We start from the raw sequence: 25,294 nt of genomic DNA, 5'->3' as shown, positions 1-25,294 counted from the left end.
GTTTTCAACGCAGAAGTGTCGTCTGGTCAGGCGTTACGAGCGGCCTGACAGTTGTTGCAGGGCACCTGCCCAGTCTTCCACGTGGTAGGTTCGGATGATCTTGCCGTCTTCGAGCTCATGGATGTCGATTGTCATGATATCGAAGCTGCGGCCCTCACCGTCGACGCCAAAAAACGGACCAGCAGGGGTGCCGGTTGCACGGCTGCGCACCGTGACAAATGCGCCATCCTGATGCATGTCCTGAATGGCCCATTTCAGATCGGGAATGAGTTGCCCGAAACCGCCGACCTGACCAAGAAAGGCGTCGCGTGTTTTGTTTTCGCCCGAGTAGTTGCCGACACTTTCCCATGTCGCAGACGTTGCGGCCTGGAAGGCTTCGACCTGAGCTTCTGCGCCTGGATTACTAAGCAGGTCATAGAATTTCGTTACGGTTGCTTTGTCATCTGCGACAGCGACTGAGGCGATGAGGCTGAGCGCTGCAGCGCCCATCAGGTTTTTCATATACATGGGATTGTCCTCCGAAAATCTCTGGGTGAAGCCGAAATTTGGCCTTTAGTGACGCATAGATACGGGTTCCCATTGTTCGCAATAACAGGTTATCTTCGGATCAAACTATTCCGAAATGGCGAACAATGATCGAAAAACTGCGCAAAATCGCAATCTTTGCAACTGTCGTTGAGCAAGGGACATTCAGGGCGGCGGCACAGCATCTTGGCCTTGCGCCGTCCCGGGTCAGTCAGGCCGTGTCCGACCTTGAAAAGGACCTTGGTGTCACGTTGCTATACCGCTCAACCCGCCAGTTATCGCTGACACATGAGGGGCACGTTCTCTTTGACAAGGCCACTGTGATGCTGAGCGCGGCGGAAAGTGGACTGGATGCAATTAACCCGCTGTCGACAGAACCCAGAGGCGTGTTGCGCGTGACGGCCCCTGCCTTTGTCACTCAAACGGCGCTGATGGACAGGTTTGCCGACTTCCCCAAAGCCTATCCCAAGGTAAAGCTGAGGTTCGATTTTTCGGATCAACCGCGTGACTTGATCAAGGACGGTTTTGATGTCGGCATACGCGCCGGATGGCTGGCAGATAGCGAGTTTATGACCCGAAACATTGGCCAAACAGAAAGGATGTTGGTGGCCAGCCCGGCATATTGTGCAACGCACGCACTGCCCACGCGTCCGGAAGACTTGGAAGACTGGAACTGGGTGCGTTTTGTGATACGACCCGACCAGACGGAATTGACGTCCGCGGACGGCGAAATGGTGACGGTTACCGGACAATCGGTGGTGTCGGTGAATTCCGCTGATGCGCTTTTCGAATTTGCCGTGCGGGGTTTGGGTTTGACGGCTGTTCCAGAAAATCTGGCAAATCGCGGGATAGATCGGGGGGACTTGGTGCATGTTTTACCAGATTGGTCACTGAAACCTTTGGGATTGCATGCCATCTGGCCGGATCAGTCGCGCCGGGAAAATTTGACCCTGCTCTTTATCCGGTTCCTGGCCGAGGGGCGAGGCTGATACGTTGCGAGGCACGCAAGACCCATTTTCGTGCCAGGCTACCGCCGGGCCAGACAGCCTATGGCATTGGCCACCAAACGGGCAGCGGTGATGGCGGCCGTACCGTTTTGGTCTCGCTCGGGCACAAATTCAATCAGATCAAACGCGATCAGATTTGCCTTTTTGATGACCGCAGCGATCAAATCAATCGATTGCGTGTAAGACAGGCCGCCCGGCGTTGGCGCCATCACAGCAGGCATGATCGCAGGGTCCAGTCCATCGCAATCCAGCGTGATCATGCACTTGGCGCCTGCGTCCAGATGGCCTGTAACGGCGTCGACACCTTCGCTGTGTAAAGCACGCGCGGTCACGATTTCTGCCCCCCAGTCGCGTGCTATTTCAACTTCGGTCCGGCGGGCAGAGCCCAATCCGCGCATGCCGACCTGAATGATGTTTTCCACGTGATCCATTTCGGAAGCGCGTCGCATGGTGCTGGAAAAACCCATCGGTTCACCGCGCCGCGCGTCACGCCAATCAATATGGGCATCGATCTGAATGATCGTGAGCGGACCACGGGGTGCGAGAGCCTCGATAAAGGGGATCGGCGTGGAATCGTCACCGCCGATCATCACCGGGATTGCGCCACTTGCGATGATGTCTTGTGTCGCCGTGCGGATCAATTGCCGATTGCCTTGCCCGTCCAGCGAAGACGTCTTGAGGTTGCCCGCGTCCGCGACAGTGTAGCCCGTCTCTCCGAGCAGAGGTCCATCCAGATCGAAATCCCAGTGATCCAACCATTGCGCATCTTCTTCCAAGGCGCCGCGCAACGCGTCGGGGGCGCCAGCATATCGCTGGTTATCAATATCCGGGTAGGGCGTTCCATGCGGCGCGCCAAAGATGACCAGATCCGCCGTCGTTGGATCGGCGTCGATGGTCGCGCCCATGAACGGGGTCCCCGGGGGGTCAAACGCATCTGTCATGAAGATTTGCCCTTTCAGCTGGCCAAGTGTGGTTCCATTTGCACGTCGCTGACCGGTTAAATCAAGATTTCTCGGTGATCCGGGTCAGACAGCACCCGTCTTTCCCCGGGGACCAGAGCTCAATTTCGACATCAAAACCTGCGGTTTCCAGCGCAGCTTTGTCATAGGCCGATGCGCAGGACAGCAAGGTGCAGATTTCCGCATCACTGCATCCAGCATCAACCCACGCGTCCTTGATCGGGCAGGCCTGCATTTTCACTTCAATGCCAGTGTCATCCATGTGCCGGATATCGGGTTTGAAGATGGCGCCGTCATCAGGTGACAACACCCAACACGTGCAGATGCCGTCAAAATCACGCGGTCCCAGATGCGCCATGCTCTGGCCGACCTGCACGCCATGGGCATGGCTGATGGCACGCATCACGCTGATCGCTTCTTCCTGCCCATACCTCTGACGGATTTCCCGAAAGGTCGCGAGATAGACCATCCCGCGTTCCTTGATGGCATCATAGAGCGCCTTGTTTGATGTCCTGTCGCTCATCCGACGGCCACGGCTTCGATTTCCAGCAGCCAACTTTCATCGAAAATGCCCGCGATGATCACGGTCAGGGCCGGGTGATGATCCCCGAAGACCTTACGGCGGATTTCCGAGTTTTCGCGTTTGAAGGCGCGATCCGACAGATAAGTCGTGTGATGGACAATATTGCCAAGCTCCATGCCTGCCGCATTCAGTTGGGCTTCGACATTGGCCCATGCCTGTGCGGCCTGTTCTGAAAACGCGGCCGGTACGGAGCCGTCTTTTGCCACGGGAATTTGGCCGCTGATATATAATGTCCGCGTGTTGCCAGACACTAAAACAGCCTGTGAATAGCCACTGTTCAAACTATGTGCCTGCGGTGAATTGATGTTTTCGGTGTGCATTGAAACGGCCTTCCTCCGGGATGAAATCAAGGCAACGCTATCGCCCGTATTGGGCGGCGGACAACTCAATAAAACTGCGCCGGAGGGGTAGAAAAACTCGCCCTTAGAACTGGGATTTCGATGTAGAATGGATGTCGAGGAGAGCTGATATGACGTACCGATTGCCATCACTAAATACCCTGCGCGCCTTTGAGGCTGCGGCGCGACATCTGAGCTTCAAGACAGCGGCGAGCGAACTTGGCGTTACGTCCGGCGCTGTCAGCCAGCAGGTCAAAAAGCTCGAGGCGTCCTTGGGTGTCGCACTTTTCCGCCGCTTGCCCCATGGATTACTGCTCACCCGGGAAGGTGAGACTTACCTGCCCAAAATCACGCGGGTGTTCGAGGATCTCACCGATGCAACCGAAGAGATTGCACCGGAAATCAACGGTCGGAAATTCACGTTGGGCCTCTGCCCCAAAGCAGCAGCGCTTTTACCGCATGGATGGCCCGGTCAACGCGATGCGCTTCAGCCGCATATTCGGCAAATTATTGAGACATCTGACGTTGATCGCGTTCGCCGGGACGAGGTGGATTGCCTTCTGCGTATGGCAGGCGGGCCCTATGGTGATCTGGCATTGGTGGAAGTTGTGCCATCGGGTGCCGCTGCGCCACCTTTGCATTTTGTCTGCAAGGCGGGTCTTGCCCATTGCCGACAATCCCGTGCTATTTTGGCGGACTTGAAGGCACTTGCGGCGACGTAGACTTCCCGCTCGGAAACCCAAGGCTGCATTTGTGCGGCGGGCGCCTCTCTATTTCGAGATTTTGGGTCGGTTCAGAGATCAAGGATGAGGGTATCGGTGCCCTCCGCCGGAACGGCGCAACAGATCAGAGCCTCATCTTTGGCACGCGGCGCGGTTGTGGCTGTCCGGTAGGCTACATTGCCCGACAGTACTTTGGTTGCGCAGCTTCCACATGTTCCACCGCGGCAGGAAAAGGGGGGCGAAAGACCTAAGGCCTCTGCCGTTTCCAACAGTGTGGTGTTGCCCTTTTCCCATCGGTGTTCGAGGCCAGATGCGTTGAACTCTACCTTGGCTGTTTCGGCTTCTGGCGTGATGCTTGGCAAGATGGCCGTATCGTCAGGGCGTCGAAGAAGTGCGGCGGGTCCAAAGGCTTCGGCAAAAATCCGGGCGTCACGGGCGCCCAGCCCGCGCAGTGCGTCATAAGTGGCCTGCATGAAGGACGCGGGTCCACACAGGTAGAAATCGTAGTTATCCAAAGCCAAATTTGCGCGGATCAGATCAGCAGTAATGCGCCCTGCGGCGTCAAAGTCTTTTCCTGGCGCTTCGTCCTTCTTGGGGTGGCCGATGATCGAGATGTAGCGGATATAGCCGCCACTTTTTAACTCTCCGGCGCGGAATTCGTCGGCAAATGCCCGCTGCGTTGTTGTTCGGGATGCGTGAAAAATCGTCAGGCGCCGCGTCACGCGATTGCGGACCCGTTCGTTCAGGACATGGCGCATCATCGAAACCATCGGTGTGATGCCCACCCCGCCCGCAATCAGGACCGCGGGGCGTGGCTCCGCCGCATCCAAGAAAAATGCGCCTTTAGGGGCTTTGGCTTCGATGATGTCGCCAACGCTCAAGGTGTCATGCAATCGGTTTGAGGCCAAGCCGCCCGGCTCGCGTTTCACTGAAATCCGATAATCCTGATCACCCGGTGCCGACGAGACAGTGTAGGTACGCGTGATCGGTGAGCCATCTGCGTCCGGTATGCGGATCGTCAGAAATTGGCCTGCTTCAAAAGGCAACAAAGGTACCTCATCCACGGCGGAGAGTGTAAATGACCGGATCACGCTGCTTTCATCTTTCAAAGCGGTGACCTGCAAGCGACGCCACGCATTGCGCTCCGTTTCTGCGCGAATGCGGGCTTCGGCCGTTTTCCAGGTGTCTGCCATCAAACTGTTTGGGGACCATTCACCGAATGTCGCCCGGAACGGCAAAGCATCGTAAATCCGCAACCCGTGATTCAGCGTAAACCTCCAACCCCGCTCTGCCCCTTTGAAATGCGCGATGTCAGGATGACCATCGTGCAGGATTTCAACGGTGCCGGTCAGCATCAACAGATCGCCGGTCTGGTAGTCGGGAAAAGTAAGCCCTGCTTTCGGATACAAGAGGAAATTGCCGATGGTGTTGAATACATTGTTGCCGGCAAAATCAGGCACTGTGATCGTGTTGCCGTCAACCTTGAGAAACCCGGATTGTCCGCCACGATGAGATACATCTGCCCCACGGGTTGTTGGGTTGCTGACATCAGGTGCCGCGCTAGCTACGAAAAACGACTCTGTTTTGCTGATGAATTTGCGCGCCGCCGCATCCAGATCGGTGAATGTCTCGGTCGGTGCACGATCCACCGCCGCGTCGGGTTCACGAATGAACGTGATGTCGCGGGTTTGGATGTATTGCGGGCAGTTCCCAAAAGACTGTGCGACTTCCAGTGAAACCTGGCGCCCATTCACCTCCGTCAACGTCGCGTTCATACGGTTCCGGCGTCGTGTGGCAAGCTCGATGCCCAGAAGGCCGATGGACGCGCCGGGACGTAGTGCATTGGTAACGGGATCGTCGGCCAGGGGGCGCACATCAAGGACCAGTTGGGTACTGGACGGTGATGATATGAACCCTTCTCCCCCGTTAACAGTGATGCCCACGGCCAGCCGTGCGGGTCAACGGTGCCGGCCAAAATGAATGGGATTTGTTCGAAAAACGCACGGTGCTGATCGGGCATGTAGGGCCGGATGAATGATTTGCCCATGGCTTCCATCGCGTCGCGTTTGCCGACGCGGGTTTGCATGTCCTGTTCGCCCGCGTGGAAGGGGGATTGTGATGCAGGTGTTGAAACCGTCATGGCGTGCCTCGTGCAACAATTCGGGTGGGGTGAAGGCCCGGCCGCTGAACGTGCCGGACCTTTGCGTTCTATGCGGATTGTGTCGCGCGCAGCCCGGCGGCCGTGACGGGCATCGGGACAAAACCATCAAGTGCTTCGACATTGGTCAGAAGGCGCCGCACATTCGGGTAAGGCTCAAGCGATACATCGCCTTCGGGGGCATGGGCCGTGTAACTGTAGACTGATACATCAGCGATCGTTGGCGTATCGCCGACCAGCCAATCACGCCCTTCAAGATGTGCCTCAAGCTTACCAAGAACCCGGGCCGCAACCATATGCGTGAAGTCCTTGTCGAGGGGGGCATTGAATACATTGATCAACCGCGCCGCAGCTGGCCCAAAGGCAAGTTCACCTGCGGCAAGTGTCAGAAACTTCTGCATTTCTGCTTCCTGCACGGGGTCCTGGGGGATGTAGGATGGGGCATATTTCCGCGCCAGGTACACCAGGATCGCATTGCTGTCGCTGATCACTGTGTCGCCGTCCTCGATCACCGGCACCTGGCCCGCGGGGTTCTTGGCGAGAAATTCAGGTTGTTTATGCGCGCCACCCGGAAGGTCGACATCGATAACCTCGTGATCAATGCCAGCAAGGTTGGCAAAGAGGACAACGCGATGGGCGTGACCGGAAATAGGGAAACTGTGAATGCGGACCGTTTTGGACATCGTTTCGTTCCTTTGATGAGCCGAGGCCTTTCCCCGGCGATGAACGACTGATACCTTGTTTGATTTTCGGCGATAATATATCAATATATTGAATATTTATGAACGGAATGTAGATAATGGATACCATCGTTGGGATGCGCACATTCGCGGCGGTTGCGACCCATGAAAGTTTTACCGAAGGCGCGCGCCAGGTCGGCATCAGTACCAAACTGGCCAGCAAATATGTCGGACAGTTGGAAGAAAGACTGAACGCCCAGCTGTTCAACAGAACGACCCGCACCGTGTCGCTTACGGATACAGGCCGGGCCTATTTTGAACGCTGTCTTCCGCTACTGGACCAGTTCGATGAGCTCGAAGGTTTAGTGCAGCAACGACAGTCCGAGCTTGCGGGGCGCATACGGATAACTGCGCCAACGGGGTATGGGTCGGCGCATTTGGTGCGCTTTCTGCAACCGTTCCAAACGGCCAACCCAAAGGTGTCGATAGAGCTGCATTTGTCGGACCACCACGTCTCGTTGGTAGAAGAGGGGTATGATCTTGCGGTCCGGTTTGGGGCCTTGAAGGACTCGTCTCTTGTGGCTCGAAAACTGATGGATATGCGCATCGTATGCTGTGCATCGCCCGCTTATTTGAAACGATATGGCACGCCTCCGAACCCCGCGGCGTTGGCGGCGCATAACTGCTTGCTTCAGGTGGTGTCTGGATCGACCGACCAGTGGGAATTCAAAGGGTCAAAGGGGCCATACACCGTTCCCGTTAAAGGCAATTTTCGCGCGAATTCACCTTTGGCTGTGGCCAATATGGCGGCGGATGGATTGGGTATCGGGCGCTTACCGCTCTATACGGCGGAGCCTTTCATGGAGGCGGGAAAATTGCAGCTGATCTTTGAAAAGGAAGAAATCAATGTCATCGGCCTGTACGCGGTCTATCCGCCAAGTCGACACCTGACGGCGCGCATTCGTGCCTTGATCGATCAAGTGGCCGCGCAGTTCTGAGGGTCTACGGCGCGTGACTGCAACTTGGTTTTGGAAAGGATCTGCCGCTGTTGGCCATTGTGCGCGACAGCCCGCGTAAACGTGATTTTGCCGGATGCGCTGCAGGCCTTACCCTTGCTGCACAGACGGTTGGCGCAGTTCAACTGTCGGGGACGTGGCAAAAGCAATGGGGTCAGCATGAAACGAAGGTTTTTCGGCCTGGTTTGTCGATTGGCAGCGGCCCTGTTGTTTTTGCCCGGACCTGCATTGGCCGCTGATTTTGAGCAAGGCCTCAAGGCGTTTCGAGCCGGTGATGTCGAACAGGCGCTGCAGGAATGGCAGCCGCTTGCTGATCAAGGTGACCCGCTGGCGCAAAACGCCCTGGGAATGTTGCACGAATACGGTCGCGGGGTGCCGCGCGATGATAAGTTGGCCGCGATTTGGTACATGAAGGCTGCGGATCAGGGCGTGGCGGATGCGCAATACCGCCTTGGTGTGTTACATGAAAATGGCTGGGGTGTGACGCGTGACCCAGGTTTGGCCGTCGTTTGGTATGAACGCGCGGCGCAAAGGGATCATGCATTGGCCCAGCATGATCTGGCGTTTATGCACCTCAACGGAACGGGTGTACCGGTCGACAGGGTTCAGGCGTATAAGTGGCTTAAAATCGCGGCAGTACAGCGCGCGGATCTGATGACAAAACACCTCGCACATGTTTCGCAATTGCTGAGCCCGAGCGAAGTGATGCAAGCTGAAAAACTGGCGCGGGATTGGCTGAACGCGCAGAAAATCTAGGGTGCTGAATTTAGCCTGAACGCCAATAGTCTGATTCCCGATTTATGGCAGTCGAGTTGGTCCCGCCAGCGCGGGTGCATAGGACGTTTCGTTCTCAACATACCACTACTATTGAAAAAATTAGCAGATTTGGCAGGTCGCAGCTTTTGAAGTAGCGTTGGCGCGGTGAAATTTTGAGTGAGAGACGACCGACCAACTACAGAAATGAAAAGCTTTTTAGAGGGGTGAAAACATGGCCAGTGGAACGTACGATCCGGACTACGATTTCAAATTCGAGGAATCGCTCGCAGCAAATGAGTATCCTGCAGCGAAACTGGAGGCCTCTCGCGCGGCAGAGAACACGCCGCTTTCTGCGCAGGTTTGTACGCCCGACCTTTGGGAAAAGCTGAAGGATCGCAAAAGTAGTGGTCCAGCAAACTGGACGCTTGCGCGCGCGATCAACACCGGCGTGATGTACCCCGAGAGTTTTGTTGGCTGCCATGCGGGCGACCGGGAATCCTACGATGATTTCGCGGAATTCTTCTATCCGGTCATCGAAAAATACCACAAAGGCTTTTCGATGGAGAAAGGCAGCGACCTGAAGGGCACGCCGTCAGAACGTATGGATGCCAGCCGGATTTCGGTCGATCTGACGGAGAGCGCGCAGTCCAAAATCATATCGACGCGCATCCGCGTGGCGCGCAATCTGTCGATGTTTCCGCTCAACCCCGGTGGCAGTCAGGAGAGCCGGGAGGCCATCGCGGACCTGATGGAAAAGGTCTATGACACGATCCCGGATGGGTCCGATCTGAAGGGTACGTTTTTCCGTCACACCACGATGACCGATGCCGAGCGACAGCAATTGATCGATGACCATTTCCTGTTTCGCGGTGGAGACAGAATGCAGGCCGCAAGCGGGTATCATGAACATTGGCCTCATGGGCGCGGTGTCTATCTGAGCGGGGACAAGGCCTTTGTGAACTGGGTCAACGAAGGGGATCATCTGCGGATCATTTCGATGCAACAGGGCGGTGACGTAAAGGCCGTGTTCAGCCGTCTCAGCCGCGCCGCCGCCGCAATCGAAGACGGCGTGCGGGCCATTACGGGCGAAGAGGATGTATTCATGATGCATCCGAAATTCGGGGCGGTGACCTGCTGTCCGTCCAATATTGGCACAGGCATGCGGGGGTCGGTTCATATTCTGGTGCCCAAGCTGATCGAGGCCATTGGATTTGAGGAAATCGACAAACTGTGCCGGGCCCGCAATGGCCAAGCGCGCGGATCCAGCGGTGAACATTCGGAAGTGATTGACCGGATCGACGTCTCCAATTGGCGCCGTATCGGATTGCCGGAATATGAGCTGGTCGAAGACATGATCAACTGTGCAAACTACCTGGCGGAGCGCGAAGATGCCCTTTGATGACCAAATTGATCTGATCGCTAAACTGAAGGCTGAAAACCCTGGCAATATCGCGTTGCAAAGCTTTGACCGGTCTTACTTTGAGACGCTGGATGCTGCGCAGAAGTCACGGTTGATGACCTGCCTGAACTCCGGCATCGAAAATCCCAACAGCGAGATGGGATGCTACGCGTGTCAACCGAGCGACTATGATGATTTCCGCCCGTTCTTCTCCAAAGCGCTGGCGGCCTATCACAAAACGCCCGAGGACGCGCATCATGTGAACAACTGGTCACTTGAAGGCGTTGATGGCCTGCCGGAGGGCGGTGTGCTGGATATGGCGGCTCTTGGCCTGCCGGCCCTGTCGATGCGGGTTCGGGTTGGGCGCAATCTGGCGGATTTCCCCCTGCCGGGCAGCATGACACGCGAAGATCGAGTGCTGTTGGAAAACCGGATGATGTCAGCGTTTGAAAAGCTGATCAACGATCCAGATTACGGTGGTGGATATCATTCGCTGACCCCGGGCAACCCGAACGAGATTGACGCGGCCGCATATCAGGCGCTTGTCGACGCCCATATCATGTTCAAGGACATGAGCAATGATACCTATCTGACCGCCGCCGGGATTGCGTCGGACTGGCCCTATGGCCGGGGGTGTTACGTGTCTGAGGATCGTGGATTTATCATCTGGGTCGGCGAAGAGGATCACCTGCGCATCATGTGTATGGAACGCGGCACCGTGTTGAACCGTGTTTTTGACCGCCTTAAAGGTGCACTTGATGTTGTGTCTGGCATTGAGGGCCTCGAGTTCGCGATGTCGGATGATTACGGCGTTGTCACGTCATGTCCAACAAACCTCGGCACGGGCATGCGAGCGTCTGTCCACATCCAGTTGCCCAATCTGACGGCGGATGGCACCGATAAACGTGCCAAAGAAATTGCGAAACCTTTGGGGTTGTCAGTGCGCGGTGCGGGCGGGGAACACACGCCCATTGGCGCGGATGGGACCGTTGATATTTCGCCATCCGCCCGGTTTTGCATCACAGAGGCTGAGATTATCACGGCCCTCTACAAGGGCATCGCTTTGCTGAAAAAAGAAGAGGACAACGCAGGCTGAAACGTGGTGTTCGAAGCATTGAATGGGCGGGATCAGATCGGATCCCGTGCGTGCCAGACATTTTTTGTGGTCAGGTAGTTATCAAGCCCTTCAGACCCACCTTCGCGACCGTAACCGCTTGATTTAACACCACCAAATGGCGTCTCCGGCATGGAGGCTTCGAGTGTGTTGATCGACAGGTTACCCACCTCAACCTCATCGATCAGACGGTCGATGTAATCTGCCCGGTTGGTAAAGGCATATCCTGCAAGGCCGTAGGGCACCGCGTTTGCCTGGGCAATTGCGGCGTCCAAGGTGGGGACCGGGTTGATCACGGCAATGGGTCCAAAGGGTTCTTCTTGCATGATCCGCGCGGTGTCCGGGACGTTGGCCAGTACTGTGGGCTCAAAGAAATACCCGGTGTTGCCCATGCGTTTGCCTCCAGTGCGTAAGTCGGCCCCTTTGCTGACGGCATCTTCGACCAGTGCGTTCAGCGTCGGGATGCGGCGGTCATTCGCAACGGGGCCCATTTCCACTCCATCTTCCCTCCCGTTGCCCACCCGCGTGGCTTCGGCGCGCGCCACAAAATGATCGGTGAAGGTGTCAAACAGGCTCTCATGTGTAAAAAACCGCGTGGGCGAGGTGCAAACCTGCCCGGCATTGCGCATTTTGCGGATCGCGCTGGAGGTGCCGGCCTGTGCCGCGTCGGCGTCATCGCAGACGATCACGGGGGCATGGCCACCCAGTTCCATCAAAACCGGTGTCATATGTTCCGACGCCAGCGTTGTGAGATGCCGACCAACCGTGGTTGAGCCGGTAAATGCCACCAGTCGCACGGAAGGGTGCGGGATCAGATGGCCGGAAATATCGGACGGTGTGCCAAAAACTAAGTTCAACACACCGGGCGGCAGACCTGCATCATCACACGCGCGGGCGATGTGAAGGGCCCCGGCGGGGGTTTCTTCGGCTGCTTTCAGAATGATCGAACAGCCCGAGGCCAAGGCCCCGGCTATTTTCCGGGCGGGTTGGCTCATCGGGAAATTCCATGGTGAAAAGGCCGCAACCACGCCAATCGGATGATGGTGGACAGAGAATTTGTGACCCTGCGGGGCGGGAATAACCCGGCCATAGGTCCGCATCGCTTCGCCTGCGTCCCATTCAAAAAACTCGGCGCCGCGAATGACCTCTAACCGCGCCTGGGGCAGGGGCTTGCCATGTTCTGCTGTAATGTCTTGGGCAATCTCCTCCTGCCGGTCGCGCATCAGCGCGGCGGCCCGGCGGATAATGTTGGCGCGGTCGCGGGGGGGCACGTTTTTCCAAAGGCGAAACCCACGTTCGGCTGCAGCTAATGCATCATCCAGATCACTTTGTTCCGCATGGGGGAGGCGGCCGATCTCCTGTTCGGTGGCAGGGTTGATAACGGGCATGTCGCGCGCCGTTTTGCGCCATTTTCCATCGATAAAGAGGTGTAGATCCGGATACATGAACGATCGATCTCCTTGCGCTCGCTGGCTCAGATCACGCAATGCCGCACCTCTATTCAAGTGAATTGACCGAATACAGATATAATTTTGCGGTATATCAGGCGCTCAAATCTGATGTGCGGCTTCTTCCAGCGCTTGCATCAACGCGCGGCCGGCGGGCGACAGGCCATCCTGACTTCGATAGGATACCCCGACGGGCCCGGCACCGAAGGGCACCTTCCAGTCGAGTAGTTTCAGATAGCCGTTTTCGATGTCCTGCGCCACGACCTGTGCAGGCATCAGACCAATCAAACTGCGTGAGTGCAAAAGCGCCCGGTTTGCCAGATAGGAGACGGATTCGATCGCCAAGGGTGGTGCGTATTGGGCCTGATCAATAAAATATTGGTCGATCTGGCGCCGCAATGTGGTTTCGAGCGGCGGTAAAATCCAGCCATAGGGTTTGATTTTGTCGAATGTCAGGGCGCGTTGATCCGCCAGCGGGTGTTGATTGCCCACAACGGCAAGGGTTTGGTCATCGAAGAGTTTCATCTGTTCGATGCCCTCACGGTACCGATGCGAGGGCAAACGCCCCACCACCATATCGATTTCCCCGGAGAGCAGGCCGGGCATCAATACCTCATTCGTGCCTTCGACGATCTTGATGGCCACCTTTGGCCGATCCCGGAGCAGAATTTCAACCGCGGCGGGCAGCAGGAAAGACGAGGCTGCCAGAAGTGTGCCGATCACCACGCGACCGCTGCTGCCCTCGTTGAGGTCATCAAGCTCCTGCGCGGCATTTGACACCTGCGAAAAGATCAGTTTGCCATGACGGATGAGGGCATCGCCAAACACCGTCGGGATCACGCCGCGATTGGTGCGCTGAAACAGAGTGACTTCGAAATCCAGTTCGAGGTCTTGGATCATTTTGGTGGCGGCGGGTTGCGAAATACCCAATTCACGCGCCGCGTTCTGGATGCTGCCATGGCGGCCAACGGCCACAAGCAGACGCAGTTGTCGCAGCTTGAGGCGTGTCAGGGCGCGATCCAGAATGCGTGAATGCCGCGTGGCCATGGCGCGTGTCCTTTCTCAGATCACGATGGGTTGGGTTAGCCGATCCAACGCGCTCAGGGCACTCATGGCCGCTAGTGCCGAACTGCGCGGGTTGTCGGGTAAGGCATTGCCATTGATTTGGAACGTGAAGCGGCCAAATGCGCCATTGGCGGTAATTTCATGAATGTTATCAGAGATATCCGCATCTGCGATTAAACGTACCTGAGTGCCGTCAAACCCGATACCGGCCAGCGCAACAGCCGCCGCCACATTGGCGTTTTTGGGATATCTCAACGCCGCATCCCGGGCTGTTCCCTCAAAATGTGTTTTGGCGCCTGAGGTGATTGCGCTGAGGTCAAATACATCCTCGGCCGGAGATCCCTTCCAGCCGAGCGGTGGTTTGCGCCCGTAATATGTGACGTTCTCCAGCGTTCCGACCTTCGCGGCTTTCAGGCAATCCAGCGCGCCGATGGCCCCGCTGGCCAGATGCAGTCTCGCGCCTCCTGCCTCTGCGGCGGATGTCAGCGTTGTATGGGTTTCTGGATCGGCAAGCGCGCCCAGGGAAAGCGTGATCAGGTCTATCCCGCGGTTCAAAATTGCCGGACCATGGCTGCGCAGGGCATCGTGACCGGCGCAATCAATCATGACGTCGATATCGCCGGGGAGTGCCGCAACAGTGTCGACGCAGATGCCCGCATCTGTTTCAGGCGCGCTGTTGGGACGCAAAAGAATGGCCGCCACATCATGCTCGCGCAGCGACAGGTGCTGACGCACAAACCCGGCGATTGCCCCGCGTCCGATGATCCCGATTTTCATGGCAGCCTCCCTTACATCCGCCATGTAAGCTGAATTGGATTGGATTTGGTATCAAATTTTGCGATACCTATTTTTGCCGTTTGGCATTGGCCCCTGCGTGAAAAAGCGAGCAGATTGGCCGCACTAGCCGACCAACAGTCAAAGGCATTTTGATGAAATATTCCAAGCACGACGCCAAGGCCTATGCCCGTGAAAACATGCGGGGCATCTGGGCCGCTGCCTTGAACCCGTTCAATGCGGATTTGTCGTTGGATGAGGCCGGATTGCGATCGAATATCCGGCATTGGGTTGATGATCTGGACATCAAAGGTCTGTTTGTAGCTGGCAAGCAGGGCGAATTTTTCTCAATGTCGCTGGCCGAACGCAAACGAAATTTCGAGATCGCTGTAGACGAGTGCGCGGGCAAAGCCGGTGTAATTGTGTCCGTCTCGGATCAGAATATGAACACAGCGCTGGAACTGGCGCACCACGCCCAGAATTGCGGGGCCGACTACATTGTCCTGCATGCGCCTGTGTTGAGCTTCGTGCATGACCGCGGTGAGGTTTTATATCAATATTACAAAGCCTTCTGCGATCAGTTGGACATCGGCATCGCCATGTGGAGCCACCCGGACAGCGGCTATCTGATGCAGCCAGAAGAATGCGCCAGAATAGCGGAGTTGCCGAATATCGTTGCGATCAAATACTCCGTGCCTAGGGACATGTACGTGAAGCTGACGCATATGGTGGGCGACAAAATTCAGGTGTCCACGTCCTTGGAAGACGATTGGCTTGATAACATCGAAGAACTGGGGTGGCGGCTCTATCTGTGTTCATCACCGCCCTATCAGTTGCAGACCAAGAACGACAAACGGATGCATGAATATACTGAACTGGCGTTTGCAGGCCGCTTTGACGAAGCCCGGGCCGTGCGCGATAGTTTGGAGCCGGTACGTGCCGCGATGAAACGCACAAAACCCGCGGCCAAACCCACAGCTTTTGGCAAATATTGGCAAGAGCTTTTGGGACAGGTCGGGGGCCACGTCCGCGCGCCGATGCTGGCACTGAGCCCGGACGAGAAAACGGCCATCCGTGAGGCCTTTGAAGGCAGTGGTTTGCGCCTTTAGCGAAAGGGATTTCGCCCAGGATCGCGGCTACGGAACCCGTGCCGAAAAACCGAGCAGATGGGGCATATGACTTAATGACCATCAAAGCCAGCTTGGATATAACGAAATCAGATATCTATTTCCGTCTTTACCTTTTGGTGTTTGGCGCAAATTCCACCACTCTTGAACCGATAGGAGGCGACCATGGCAAAACTGTCTGCGTTTAATTTCCAAGGCTGGATTGATGAACATCGCCACCTGCTCAAACCCCCTGTGGGCAATAAACAGGTGTGGGAAGATGCGGATATGATGGTCACAATTGTCGGCGGCCCCAACAAGCGGACCGACTATCACGATGATCCGGTGGAGGAGTTTTTCTATCAGCTTGAAGGCGATATGGTCCTCAAGATCTTTGATGGCGATGACTTCTATGATGTGCCGATCCGCGAGGGCGAAATATTCCTTTTGCCGCCACATGTCCGCCATTCGCCACAGCGGCCTCAGGAAGGGTCGGTTGGTTTGGTGATCGAACCCAAGCGGCAACAGGGGCAGTTGGATGCGGTGGAATGGTATTGCTTTGAATGCGGCACGCGCGTGCACCGCGCTGAGATGCAACTGAAATCAATCGTTGAAGATTTGCCGCCGATATACGAGAAATTCTATGCCTCCGAGGAGGCCCGCACATGTCCGAACTGCAATGCGGTTCATCCGGGAAAGGAACCACCTGACGGGTGGGTGAAACTTTGAACAACAAAAAACAAACCTAACAGGGAACCACTATGAACAAGGTAGTAAACGCTCTTTTATCGTCGGCACTGGTTGCCGCATCCGCATTGGCCGCACAGGCGGAAGAATTTCGTCTGGGCCTGATCACGCCGCCGCCGCATATCTGGACCAAAGCCGCCGAAGCCTTTGGCGCTGAGTTGGCGGAAACCAGCGGTGGCGCACACAGCGTGTCGGTCTTTCCGGCGCGCCAATTGGGCAACGAAGCCGAGATGCTTCAGCAATTGCAGACGGGCGCATTGGACATGGCATTCATGACCGTCGCAGAAGTGTCGAACCGCGCGCCCAACCTCGGCGCTTTCTATGCGCCGTATCTGGCAAATGACATCGGCCATGCGGGGCGTATCCTGCGCTCGGACACGGCCAAGGGCATGCTGGATCCGCTGCCCGGCCAGGTCGGTGTTGTGGGTGTTGGATACGGCATGGCAGGTTTGCGTCAGATCGTCAGCCGTGGCGATGTGACGTCGGCGAAAGACCTCGAAGGTTTGAAGCTTCGCATCACGCCCTTCACGCCGATCCTTGATTTCTATAACGCACTTGGTGCAGCCCCGACGCCGATGCCATTGCCGTCGGTCTACGATGCGCTGGCCAACGGTCAGGTGGATGCAATCGACATGGATGCCGAACTGATCTGGGTCCTGAAATATTACGAACATGCGGACACAATCGTGCAATCCGACCACATGATGTTTCCGATGGTGGGCTTGGTTTCGGCCAAAGTCTGGGCCGGGCTTTCAGAAGATGATCGCGCGATGATCGGTGATTTGATGGCCAAGCATGTCGACAGTACCATCGACAGCTATGTTGCGAAAGAGGCCGGTTGGCTGGAGCAAATCGCGGGCACGGGCAAAACCTACACCAAGGTGGATGCATCGTTCTTTGGCGGTGCCATTGATGAGTGGAATGCCACATGGGCCGACAAGGCCGCCTCTCTTGACGATCTGCGTGCTGTAGCGGCAGAAACAGAGTAAGAAAAGTTAAGACCAAGGGATGGGCGTAGGTTTATCCTGCGCCCATTGTCTTGGAGGGAACGGCAATCATGTTATTTCGGCTATCAAGAGCTTGGGCGCGTCTTGAGCTTTGGACCGCTGCGGCCTTGGCGCTTGCCGTCACGCTTCTGGTCCTGCTGAATGTCGTCACGCGGTATATGGGGGCCGCGCTCTTCTGGGTCGATGAGCTTGCAATCTACGCGATGGTCTGGATGACCTTTCTGGGGGCGTCCTGTGCGTTGCATCACCGAAATTCTGTGTCCATTACCCTGATCACCGGTGCTGTCCCCTCAGGCGCTGCATCTGTCATGGCGAAATTTGTGGATGTGGTCGTTTTCATCTTTGCGCTGGCCATGGTCTGGTTTTGCTGGCGCTGGTTTTCACCGCTGGAAATCGCGCGGGCAGGCTTTGACAAAACCGTCTTTCAGGGCAACACTTTCAACTTCATCTATTCAGAACCGACATCGACCCTGGGCGTTCCCAAGTATCTCTTTTGGCTGGTGATGTGGCTTTTTGCGTTTGGCGCTTTGTTGCATGCCACGGCGCATTTATTGTCCCGCACTAAGGTGGAGCCTGCCACATGACTCCGGTTCTTTTCCTCGCCACGCTTTTACTATCCGTGCCCATTGCCATCGTGCTGGCCGTCGCTGCGATCTGGTACATCTGGGAGAGCGGCAACACGGTGCTTTACGACAGTTTCGCGCAAAAGATGTTCGCCGGGTTGGAGAATTACGGGCTGCTCGCCATTCCGCTCTTTATGCTTACCGGAGAGCTGATGAATGAAGGGGGTATGACCAAAAGACTGGTCAATGCGGCTCGCGTGTTTGTGGGCGGGTTTCGCGGTGGGCTGGCCTACATCAACCTGCTGGCAAACATGTTCATGGCCGCAATCATCGGCTCGGCCACGGCGCAAATCGCGGTTATGTCGCGCGCCATGGTGCCCGCGATGGAAGCGGAAGGATATGACAAAGGCTTTGCGGCGGCCACGACCGCTGCGGGCGGACTGCTGGCGCCGGTCATCCCGCCGTCGATGATGTTCGTGATCTTTGGGGTGCTCGCGCAAATTCCGATTGGTGAGATGTTCATAGCGGGCATATTGCCCGGGTTGATTTTGGCATCAAGCTTTGCGTTGGTCATCGCGCTGATCGGCTGGCGGCAGGAGTTTCCGGAGGGCCACTGGCTGTCGCGCAAGGAAGCGGTGCGTGCGCTTGTCGAGGCGCTTCCTGCCATGATGATCCCGTTTGCCATCATCGGGGGCATTCTCTTTGGCATCGCTACACCTACGGAATCTGCGGCGATTGCGTCGCTGATTGCTTTCGTGGTCGGCTGGGCGTTTTACCGGGAGCTCAAACCATCTCAGTTAGGTGAAATGTTCAAAAGAACTGCCGTGAACGCGTCGATGATCATCTTCATGATCGCGGCGGCCAGTGTTTTCGGCTGGGTCATCATCTACGAAGAGGTGCCGCAGAAACTCGCGGGGCTGATCACGTCCATCACGGCAAACCCGTTCCTTTTCTTGCTGATCGTGAATGCGGCCTTGCTGCTGGTGGGCATGGTGATCGATGGCATTGCGGCGATCATCTTGATCACGCCCATTCTGTTGCCAATCGCAATGGGGTCTTATGATATCAGCCCCTACCAGTTTGGCGTGGTTGTCTGCCTGAACCTTGTCTTGGGGTTGCTGACGCCGCCGGTGGGGATCGGGCTCTACATCGCGTCATCAATGAGCGGGACGTCTCCGGGTACGATCATGCGCGCGCTTTGGCCGTTTCTTGTGGCGGTCGCTCTGGTTCTGGTTCTTCTGAGCTATTTTCCGATCCTGTCGCTGGCTCTGATTTGATCTGCGGTACATCTGAAGATGCAACTTGGGGCATGCGCAAAGGCCAAAACGCCTATCGGTTGATCATGGACGGTGGTTTTCCCAAAATCTTCTTGATTGGGGGAGAAGAGCAAGTCTACTTGACCCAAGGATGGTGCCGGAATCGCGCGTGGTCCCGGTATTTTTCCGGTGATGAATGCCCGCAATCTCCGGGGTATTTGAGGAAGTGGGCACTTCGATTTGCAAGAAGAGATGTTAACGTGGATCGCTGAGCTTTTCGGGGACTTTTTCCAGCGTTCACCAACCGAACAAATCACATTGGCAATCACCGTTTTGGGATTTGCGGCGGGGTTTGTTGTGGGGCTGTGGAAGCTTGCCAAATGGATGCGCGCAGACAAACCGGCGCTTGCCAAAGACGTGTCCGAGCGAGAGGTCCTGCTGGCCCTGCTGGAAAAAGGCCAAGCGTCGCCGGAACAGATCAACACTTTGGCGCGGCTTATGTATGGCGCGGTTGATCAACCTGCCAAAAGCCTGACGCAGGAAAACGCGTCCGTAGCGACCGAGCAAAATGCCGATGTGGACGCGATGGGTGAATTGCCAGAGCGCGGCAACGAAATGGTCGTGCAGGAGCCGCCACAACGGGGTGATACGGTTCAGGCATTGACCGGCAATGACGAAGAACGGCTGGGCTTTATCAATGTCGTCCAGGAACTGGCATCTTCATCGGATGCCACGGACCGTGCGGTCATTCTGAAATATGCCCGCGGCGATTACGATGCAGCGATTGCCACGCTGGAACAACGCGCCCAGAGTGCCGGCCCGGATGGGGCGCCGGTGTGGCGTGAACTGGCGGCTCTGGCGCGACCTTTCAATCAGGGCAAGGCAATTCTTGCGCTTGAAAAAGCACTGGAGCTGGACCCCGGGGATGTGCCCAGCATGTGCCGCCTGTCACGCGCTTATCAATCAATTGATAATCCGGGCAAGGCATTGGAGGTGGCACAGGAAGCAGTCAACCATGCCATGGAGCCACGACACAAAGCGCGTGCCTTGCTGCGGTTGAGTACGGCACAGCAATCACTTGGCGATCTTGTCGGTGCGTCGAAATCTGCGGATCTGGCGGAAAAGCATGCGCGTGGGGCGGCTCAGGACGCGCCGGAGGATGTGTCGGTTGCGCGCCTTCTGGCCAATGCTTTCGAAGCCCAATCGTCCATTCGGGGCAATTCCGGTGAAGGGCCCGCCAGCAGAGAGGCTTTGGACAAGGCAATCCAGCTTTACGAGCACATTCTGGCGGCGCATCCCGATGACGAAGAGGTTCTGTACGACATAGCGCGTGCGCGGTTCAGTCTGGCCTATCTGGAGAATGCCGGTGGCGATACGCAGGCGGCCATTGCCGTTCTGGAGACGGCGACGCAGGAAGTCAAAGCCGCGTCCGAGCGGTATCCCAGCAATCTTTGGCTGGCAAATGCGCATGCCATGGCGGTGCTGCGCCGGGCCTTTTTGCTGGATAATCTGGGGGAGTATGTGCCGGTGCTGGAAACCGCGGCACAGGCGGAAGAATTGGCGCGCGCCATTGTGGAACGCGATCCGGATTATGCCGAAGCTCAGACAGTGTATATGTGGTCGACGGTTTTGCAGACCCGGGTGCTGGCGCGCCAAAACCAGACCGAGGAAGCAGGGGAACGCGCCGCACAAGAGGTGGCACGCGCCAGGAAGCGGGCCGAAAGTGGCACGGTTTCATCGGAATACCTTCTGAATGTCGCGCTCTACGAACAGGCTAATGTGGCGTCGCGTGTGGGCGATGATCTGACCGCTGAGGAAGCGATTACCGAAGCGGTTCAAATCACCAAGAAACATGCGCGTGAAGACCCCGGTAACCTCTCGAAACGCCGCGATGTCGGCATCGCTGTCGGGAAAATGGCGGATATCCTGATCGCTGCCATGGACCACGAGGGCTATTACAAACTCACGATGGAAAATCTTGGCTATGGCGAAGAAATGGTACGGCGCAACCCGGGCAGCTGGGACGCCAAAAACCAGTTGAACCACGCATTGGCAAAGGCACGCCACGGCGCGCATGTGGTGCATGAATATGATGAGGCTTTGCGATTGGCCAAGCGCGCGACCGCCTTGGCCGTTGAGCAAGCCGCAGCCAACCCCGGGAATTTCGGTGCCCAGATCATGGCATCAGATTGTAAGCGGTGTGAGGCGGCATCGTATTTGCAGGTGGGTAGGACCGAAGAGGCGCTGGCGCTTGCAGAGGAAACCCACCTCGAACTGGTCCAACTGTGCGAACAGAATGGGCGAAAGGATAGCGGCAAATCCACACTCAATTCTGCGCGTGCCCTTCTGGCCAGTGTCTATGTTGAAATGGGCCAGCTAGAGGACGCGCTGGCGCTGCGCCAGCAGATTTGTGATGAGCTGCAGCAAGAGTTTGACGCGTCTTCCGGGCCGCGGGATATGGCCAATGAACTGTGCCGAGAGCGTCTGTCGCTGGCAGAGCTGTTTCACGCGGCGGCCAAATCCGACGAGGCTTTGAAGGAGATCGACAAGGCAGAAGCGTTGTTGCCGCCCGCATCCAACCGGAATGCGAAGGGCGATGGTAACTTTCGGATTGTTCTGTTGAACCTTCGGTCCAATGCCTTGCAATCCCTTGGCCGTTTGGAAGAGGCGAAAGACTGCGATGCACAATGGCTTGAACTAGCGCGAAGTGCGGCGGGTGAGGGCGCCGGGGATACCGAAATTGGTAATGTGGTTGCGGCTCTGGTGACGCATATCAATTGGGCGCGACAAGATCGAGATGTGCCCAAGGCGCGCGAGTACCTGGCGGAGGCCAAAGAAGTTTTAGCCCGGCTGAAGGTTCAGGAAATCCGCGACAAACGGGAGCAGGGTATCATTGGCGCGGAACTGGAAATTGCCGCGATGGTCAAAGACAGTGAGACCGTTGAAAAATGCATGGCAAAGCGTCTGGAATACAGCAAGGCGCAGGCAAAATCAGATCCCAAAAACCTTGTCAAACGGTTGGATCTGTTGGCCTTGGTGGTGGGTGAGGCGCGCAATGCGGCCGTTTATGACAAGGGCCCAGAGCAGTTTGCACCGATAGTTGCTATGCTTGAGACGCTGCAGGCTGATTTCCCCGGCAACACCCGGGCGGCGATCAAAGCGGTGGATGCTTGGTACACGTTAGGCTCTTCACATCTCAGCTTTGGCTGGGGCAAAGACGCCAAAATGGCAGCTGAACGCGGTTTGGAGCAACAGCAGGTAGTTGCAAAAAATGGGCGTCTGCCGCGGATGGGCCATGCTTTTGGGGTTTTGAACAAACTGATCGCCGATGCGATGGTATCTATGGGCGAAACGCACGAGGCTTTGCCGTTTCTGGATAAAGCGCAAGGTGATTTCGAAGAGTTTGCGCAGGATCGAGATGATCTGACACTGGTCTACCAGCGATATGCCGAAATCATGTCTTTGCGCGGGGACATTGCCGAAAATCTCCAGAAAGAAGAAGAGCTGGAACAATGCATAGACGCCCGCATCGATCTGCGAGAAAAGATCATTGCACAAAACCCAGAAAATCCGAACCATAAGCTCGACCTCGCGGATGGGTTGCTAACCCGGTTCCGGCTTCGGTCTTACAAGGGTCAATTGCTGGCCTCCGGAGATATCTTGGACAAGGTTGAAACACTGGTGGACGAATTCACGTCCAAATTGGAGAACGAAGATCAAAAGCACCATTTGAATGCGATCTTTGATTTCACGCGCGCGGAATGGGCGTTCGGATCGAAAGACATTGAAAAGGCGATCACCCTGAACAAAGGCATGATCCCCGTCTTTCGCCAGAAATATGAAGAAGGTGCAAACGTGTTTTCGTTGCGGACTTTGGCGGATTGCCTGATGCGCCGTTCACGGTATGAAATGGCCGCAGAAAATCCTGAGGTGGCTACAGAGTTTTTGGACGAGGCGCTGGAACTGACGGGCCTTGGTCGGGACCTTTCGCCACACAGCTACTACCTCAAGCTGGATGAACTCAACGCGCTCTATCTGCGTGCGACGACGACGCGAGACAGTGGCCATATCGAGGCCGCACGCGCGGCGTACAAGGCACATCTTGCGGACAATTTACCGCTGGGATTGGCCGAATGGGTCAGGGACATGCGTGACGATCCGGCATTTGTGATCGACGACTAGCCAGCTCAGGCGCAAGGCCGCTGACCAATGGCATCGTCGTAAATCGCACCTATTCACGGAGTATTTACAGATACCGCGGTTTGTTTACCGGCTGGGTTGTTGGAAATGGTCGGCTTCTGTGGAACACTCGGCATAACCAAAAGGGAGGTTTCGACATGAAAAATCTGATCATGTCCATGGTTGCGCTCAGCGCAAGCGCTTTGCCGGGTTTTGCGGCAGAGCAGGGCGAACGCATCCAGGTCACGGGTGAGTTGATCGACACATGGTGTTATTTTTCCGGTGTTATGGGCGGTCCTGACGCGGTTGTCGGTTCGGCGCATCATACTTGCGCGCTGTGGTGTTCTGCGGGTGGTATCCCTGTGGGTCTGCTGGGCGAAGACGGCAAGGTTTATATGGTCCTGAAGATCGAAAACGATGATACCTCCGCGTCTGGCGATACGTTGTTGTCGCTTGCCAGTCATCAGATTGAAGCGGATGGCCTGTTTTATGAGCGTGATGGCTTGAACTACATCGTTGTCGAAAACGTGATGGCAGATAACGGCATCACCTACAAAAACCACGAAGACTACGGCGCTGTGCCGGGCTTCGCAGTACCGGATCCGAAAAAATGATGAAACAGATTGTATGCGCACTGGCACTTGTTGCCAGCCCACTCTCTGCTCAGGATTTCTCAGAGGGTTCTGAAGCCAAAACCTGGAACCTTTACGCTGAAGCACCCGCACGGTTTGAAGCCAAGGTGGTGGATATCTTATGCGAATTGACCGGTGATTGCCCGGATAACTGCGGTGATGGACGGCGGCAGCTGGGCCTGCTGCGTGCTGCGGATGACGCGTTGATCTTTCCCAACAAAAATTCGCAACCCGCTTTTACCGGCGCTGCCGTTGAAATGCTGCCCTTCTGTGGCAAGCAGGTCGAAGTTGACGGGTTGATGATCGACGATCCGGATCTTGGATCAAAGAACATCTATCTGCTTCAGAAAATCCGTGAAACTGGCGCCGAGGAATGGACCAAGGCCAATCGCTGGACCAAGGAATGGGCCAAGACTTATCCGGAAGCAAAGGGCAAAGGCCCATGGTTCCGGCGCGATCCGCGAGTGAAGGAACATATCGCAACCGATGGCTATTTTGGATTGGGTCTCGATGTTGATGAGGCCTATTACGAGGAAAACTTCTGATGCGCTGGTGGCCGGGCGTCGCGGTCAGCCTGATTCCGGTGTTGGCCTTCGCGCATGACGGGGTGGTCCATGGATCGCAAGCCGAGGCGGAAGCGCACCGCGCTGAAACGGCGCTGCAAGCGCTGCCACCTTTAGGGGCGCCCACGGATTTGCCCTTTGATCTGGGCGGGCCATTCACGCTGGTTGACCATACGGGAGCTGTCAGAGACGAGGCCAATCCCGAAGGGCGGCCGCAGCTTCTGTTTTTCGGTTATGCCAATTGCCCATCGATCTGTGCCGTGGCGATGCCGCTCATGGCGCAATTGACTGATGTTCTGGCCCAGGACGGCCACGAAGTCAGCCCGGTAATGGTGACAGTGGACCCTGAGCGCGACACCATCGAAAATATGGGGCCTGCGTTGGCGGAAATCCATGAGGATTTCGTTGGGTTGACCGGCTCCAAGCAACAGCTGAACCACATCTATGATCTGTTTCAGGTCAGCCGCGAGAAGATTTTCGACGATCCCCAGTATGGCGCGGTTTATGCCCATGGCAGCCACATCTATCTGCTGGATGCCGATGGCAAGGTGCTGACGCTGATCCCGCCGATTTTGGGCGTGGATCGGGCCAGTGAGATCGTGGCGAATTACCTGAACGGCGAGCCACAATCATAGGTCTTGCAAAGGTCTGAAAGACCAATGAGGCGCTCGCTGGCAGAGCGCCTCATTTGCTTTTA

General features: G+C 56.4%; 24 protein-coding genes. 15 read left to right on the top strand and 9 right to left on the bottom strand.

Annotated features, from left to right (window positions below; all coding sequences use genetic code 11):
• Positions 1–33: 33 nt before the first annotated feature.
• Complete coding sequence (locus ACZ1HJ_RS00825) at positions 34–507, bottom strand: ester cyclase (protein ID WP_472720477.1); 474 nt, start codon at positions 505–507, stop codon at positions 34–36.
• Between the two features lie 125 nt (positions 508–632).
• Between ACZ1HJ_RS00825 and ACZ1HJ_RS00820 the strand changes: the two genes are divergently transcribed.
• Entirely contained in the window at positions 633–1,514 is an 882-nt protein-coding gene (locus ACZ1HJ_RS00820; protein ID WP_472720476.1) for a LysR family transcriptional regulator, read from the top strand.
• A gap of 38 nt (positions 1,515–1,552) precedes the next feature.
• Here the strand turns inward: ACZ1HJ_RS00820 and ACZ1HJ_RS00815 are convergent, their stop codons facing one another.
• The 3 genes from ACZ1HJ_RS00815 to ACZ1HJ_RS00805 all read right to left on the bottom strand — a co-directional run bounded on the left by ACZ1HJ_RS00815 (position 1,553) and on the right by ACZ1HJ_RS00805 (position 3,394).
• Positions 1,553–2,473, bottom strand: a complete 921-nt coding sequence (locus ACZ1HJ_RS00815) for an arginase family protein (RefSeq protein ID WP_472720475.1) — start codon at positions 2,471–2,473, stop codon at positions 1,553–1,555.
• A 61-nt stretch (positions 2,474–2,534) separates the two neighbouring features.
• Positions 2,535–3,014 (bottom strand): L-2-amino-thiazoline-4-carboxylic acid hydrolase, encoded by a 480-nt coding sequence (locus ACZ1HJ_RS00810; protein ID WP_472720474.1) that lies wholly within the window; start codon positions 3,012–3,014, stop codon positions 2,535–2,537.
• A complete protein-coding gene (locus ACZ1HJ_RS00805; RefSeq protein WP_472720473.1) occupies positions 3,011–3,394 on the bottom strand; it encodes a RidA family protein in 384 nt (127 codons plus the stop codon). The genes ACZ1HJ_RS00810 and ACZ1HJ_RS00805 overlap by 4 nt, the downstream gene beginning before the upstream one ends.
• Before the next feature lie 149 nt (positions 3,395–3,543).
• Here ACZ1HJ_RS00805 and ACZ1HJ_RS00800 point away from each other — a divergent pair, with 149 nt between their 5' ends.
• A complete protein-coding gene (locus ACZ1HJ_RS00800; protein WP_472720472.1) occupies positions 3,544–4,134 on the top strand; it encodes a LysR family transcriptional regulator in 591 nt (196 codons plus the stop codon).
• 71 nt (positions 4,135–4,205) lie between these two features.
• Here the strand turns inward: ACZ1HJ_RS00800 and ACZ1HJ_RS00795 are convergent, their stop codons facing one another.
• Entirely contained in the window at positions 4,206–6,008 is a 1,803-nt protein-coding gene (locus ACZ1HJ_RS00795) for a 2Fe-2S iron-sulfur cluster-binding protein (RefSeq protein WP_472720471.1), read from the bottom strand.
• Positions 6,009–6,342: 334 nt separating this feature from the next.
• Complete coding sequence (locus tag ACZ1HJ_RS00790) at positions 6,343–6,975, bottom strand: glutathione S-transferase family protein (protein WP_472720470.1); 633 nt, start codon at positions 6,973–6,975, stop codon at positions 6,343–6,345.
• Positions 6,976–7,091: 116 nt separating this feature from the next.
• Between ACZ1HJ_RS00790 and ACZ1HJ_RS00785 the strand changes: the two genes are divergently transcribed.
• The 4 genes from ACZ1HJ_RS00785 (at position 7,092) to ACZ1HJ_RS00770 (ending at position 11,239) form a co-directional block, all read left to right on the top strand.
• On the top strand, positions 7,092–7,970 hold the full coding sequence (locus tag ACZ1HJ_RS00785) for a LysR family transcriptional regulator (RefSeq protein ID WP_472720469.1): 879 nt from the start codon (positions 7,092–7,094) through the stop codon (positions 7,968–7,970).
• A 177-nt stretch (positions 7,971–8,147) separates the two neighbouring features.
• The gene (locus ACZ1HJ_RS00780) at positions 8,148–8,744 is read left to right on the top strand and encodes a tetratricopeptide repeat protein (protein ID WP_472720468.1); all 597 of its coding nucleotides are present in this window, start codon (positions 8,148–8,150) and stop codon (positions 8,742–8,744) included.
• 232 nt (positions 8,745–8,976) lie between these two features.
• Positions 8,977–10,143, top strand: coding sequence for a phosphagen kinase (locus tag ACZ1HJ_RS00775; protein WP_472720467.1), 1,167 nt, complete (start codon positions 8,977–8,979; stop codon positions 10,141–10,143).
• Positions 10,133–11,239, top strand: a complete 1,107-nt coding sequence (locus tag ACZ1HJ_RS00770; RefSeq protein ID WP_472720466.1) for a phosphagen kinase — start codon at positions 10,133–10,135, stop codon at positions 11,237–11,239. Before ACZ1HJ_RS00775 ends, ACZ1HJ_RS00770 begins: the two co-directional genes overlap by 11 nt.
• Before the next feature lie 32 nt (positions 11,240–11,271).
• Here ACZ1HJ_RS00770 and ACZ1HJ_RS00765 read toward each other — a convergent pair whose 3' ends face one another.
• The 3 genes from ACZ1HJ_RS00765 to ACZ1HJ_RS00755 form a co-directional block, all read right to left on the bottom strand.
• Positions 11,272–12,702 (bottom strand): NAD-dependent succinate-semialdehyde dehydrogenase, encoded by a 1,431-nt coding sequence (locus ACZ1HJ_RS00765; protein WP_472720465.1) that lies wholly within the window; start codon positions 12,700–12,702, stop codon positions 11,272–11,274.
• Between the two features lie 105 nt (positions 12,703–12,807).
• A complete protein-coding gene (locus ACZ1HJ_RS00760) occupies positions 12,808–13,752 on the bottom strand; it encodes a LysR substrate-binding domain-containing protein (RefSeq protein WP_472720464.1) in 945 nt (314 codons plus the stop codon).
• 15 nt (positions 13,753–13,767) lie between these two features.
• Positions 13,768–14,547, bottom strand: a complete 780-nt coding sequence (locus tag ACZ1HJ_RS00755) for an aspartate dehydrogenase (protein WP_472720463.1) — start codon at positions 14,545–14,547, stop codon at positions 13,768–13,770.
• Between the two features lie 152 nt (positions 14,548–14,699).
• Between ACZ1HJ_RS00755 and ACZ1HJ_RS00750 the strand changes: the two genes are divergently transcribed.
• From ACZ1HJ_RS00750 to ACZ1HJ_RS00710, 9 genes are all read left to right on the top strand, one after another.
• On the top strand, positions 14,700–15,653 hold the full coding sequence (locus tag ACZ1HJ_RS00750) for a dihydrodipicolinate synthase family protein (RefSeq protein ID WP_472720462.1): 954 nt from the start codon (positions 14,700–14,702) through the stop codon (positions 15,651–15,653).
• A gap of 183 nt (positions 15,654–15,836) precedes the next feature.
• Positions 15,837–16,379, top strand: a complete 543-nt coding sequence (locus ACZ1HJ_RS00745) for a 3-hydroxyanthranilate 3,4-dioxygenase (protein WP_472720461.1) — start codon at positions 15,837–15,839, stop codon at positions 16,377–16,379.
• 32 nt (positions 16,380–16,411) lie between these two features.
• Complete coding sequence (locus tag ACZ1HJ_RS00740; protein WP_472720460.1) at positions 16,412–17,386, top strand: TRAP transporter substrate-binding protein; 975 nt, start codon at positions 16,412–16,414, stop codon at positions 17,384–17,386.
• Positions 17,387–17,454: 68 nt separating this feature from the next.
• Positions 17,455–17,988 (top strand): TRAP transporter small permease, encoded by a 534-nt coding sequence (locus ACZ1HJ_RS00735; protein WP_472720459.1) that lies wholly within the window; start codon positions 17,455–17,457, stop codon positions 17,986–17,988.
• Positions 17,985–19,244, top strand: coding sequence for a TRAP transporter large permease (locus ACZ1HJ_RS00730; protein WP_472720458.1), 1,260 nt, complete (start codon positions 17,985–17,987; stop codon positions 19,242–19,244). Before ACZ1HJ_RS00735 ends, ACZ1HJ_RS00730 begins: the two co-directional genes overlap by 4 nt.
• 231 nt (positions 19,245–19,475) lie before the next feature.
• Entirely contained in the window at positions 19,476–23,405 is a 3,930-nt protein-coding gene (locus tag ACZ1HJ_RS00725; RefSeq protein WP_472720457.1) for a tetratricopeptide repeat protein, read from the top strand.
• Between the two features lie 155 nt (positions 23,406–23,560).
• Positions 23,561–24,016, top strand: a complete 456-nt coding sequence (locus ACZ1HJ_RS00720) for a hypothetical protein (protein WP_472720456.1) — start codon at positions 23,561–23,563, stop codon at positions 24,014–24,016.
• Complete coding sequence (locus ACZ1HJ_RS00715; RefSeq protein ID WP_472720455.1) at positions 24,013–24,579, top strand: hypothetical protein; 567 nt, start codon at positions 24,013–24,015, stop codon at positions 24,577–24,579. The genes ACZ1HJ_RS00720 and ACZ1HJ_RS00715 overlap by 4 nt, the downstream gene beginning before the upstream one ends.
• The gene (locus ACZ1HJ_RS00710) at positions 24,579–25,232 is read left to right on the top strand and encodes an SCO family protein (RefSeq protein WP_472720454.1); all 654 of its coding nucleotides are present in this window, start codon (positions 24,579–24,581) and stop codon (positions 25,230–25,232) included. The genes ACZ1HJ_RS00715 and ACZ1HJ_RS00710 overlap by 1 nt, the downstream gene beginning before the upstream one ends.
• Positions 25,233–25,294: the final 62 nt, after the last annotated feature.

This window comes from Roseovarius sp. JB2-10 (assembly GCF_055693585.1).
The sequence above is the reverse complement of the archived record's forward strand: the minus strand, read 5'-3'. Positions and strand labels throughout refer to the sequence as shown.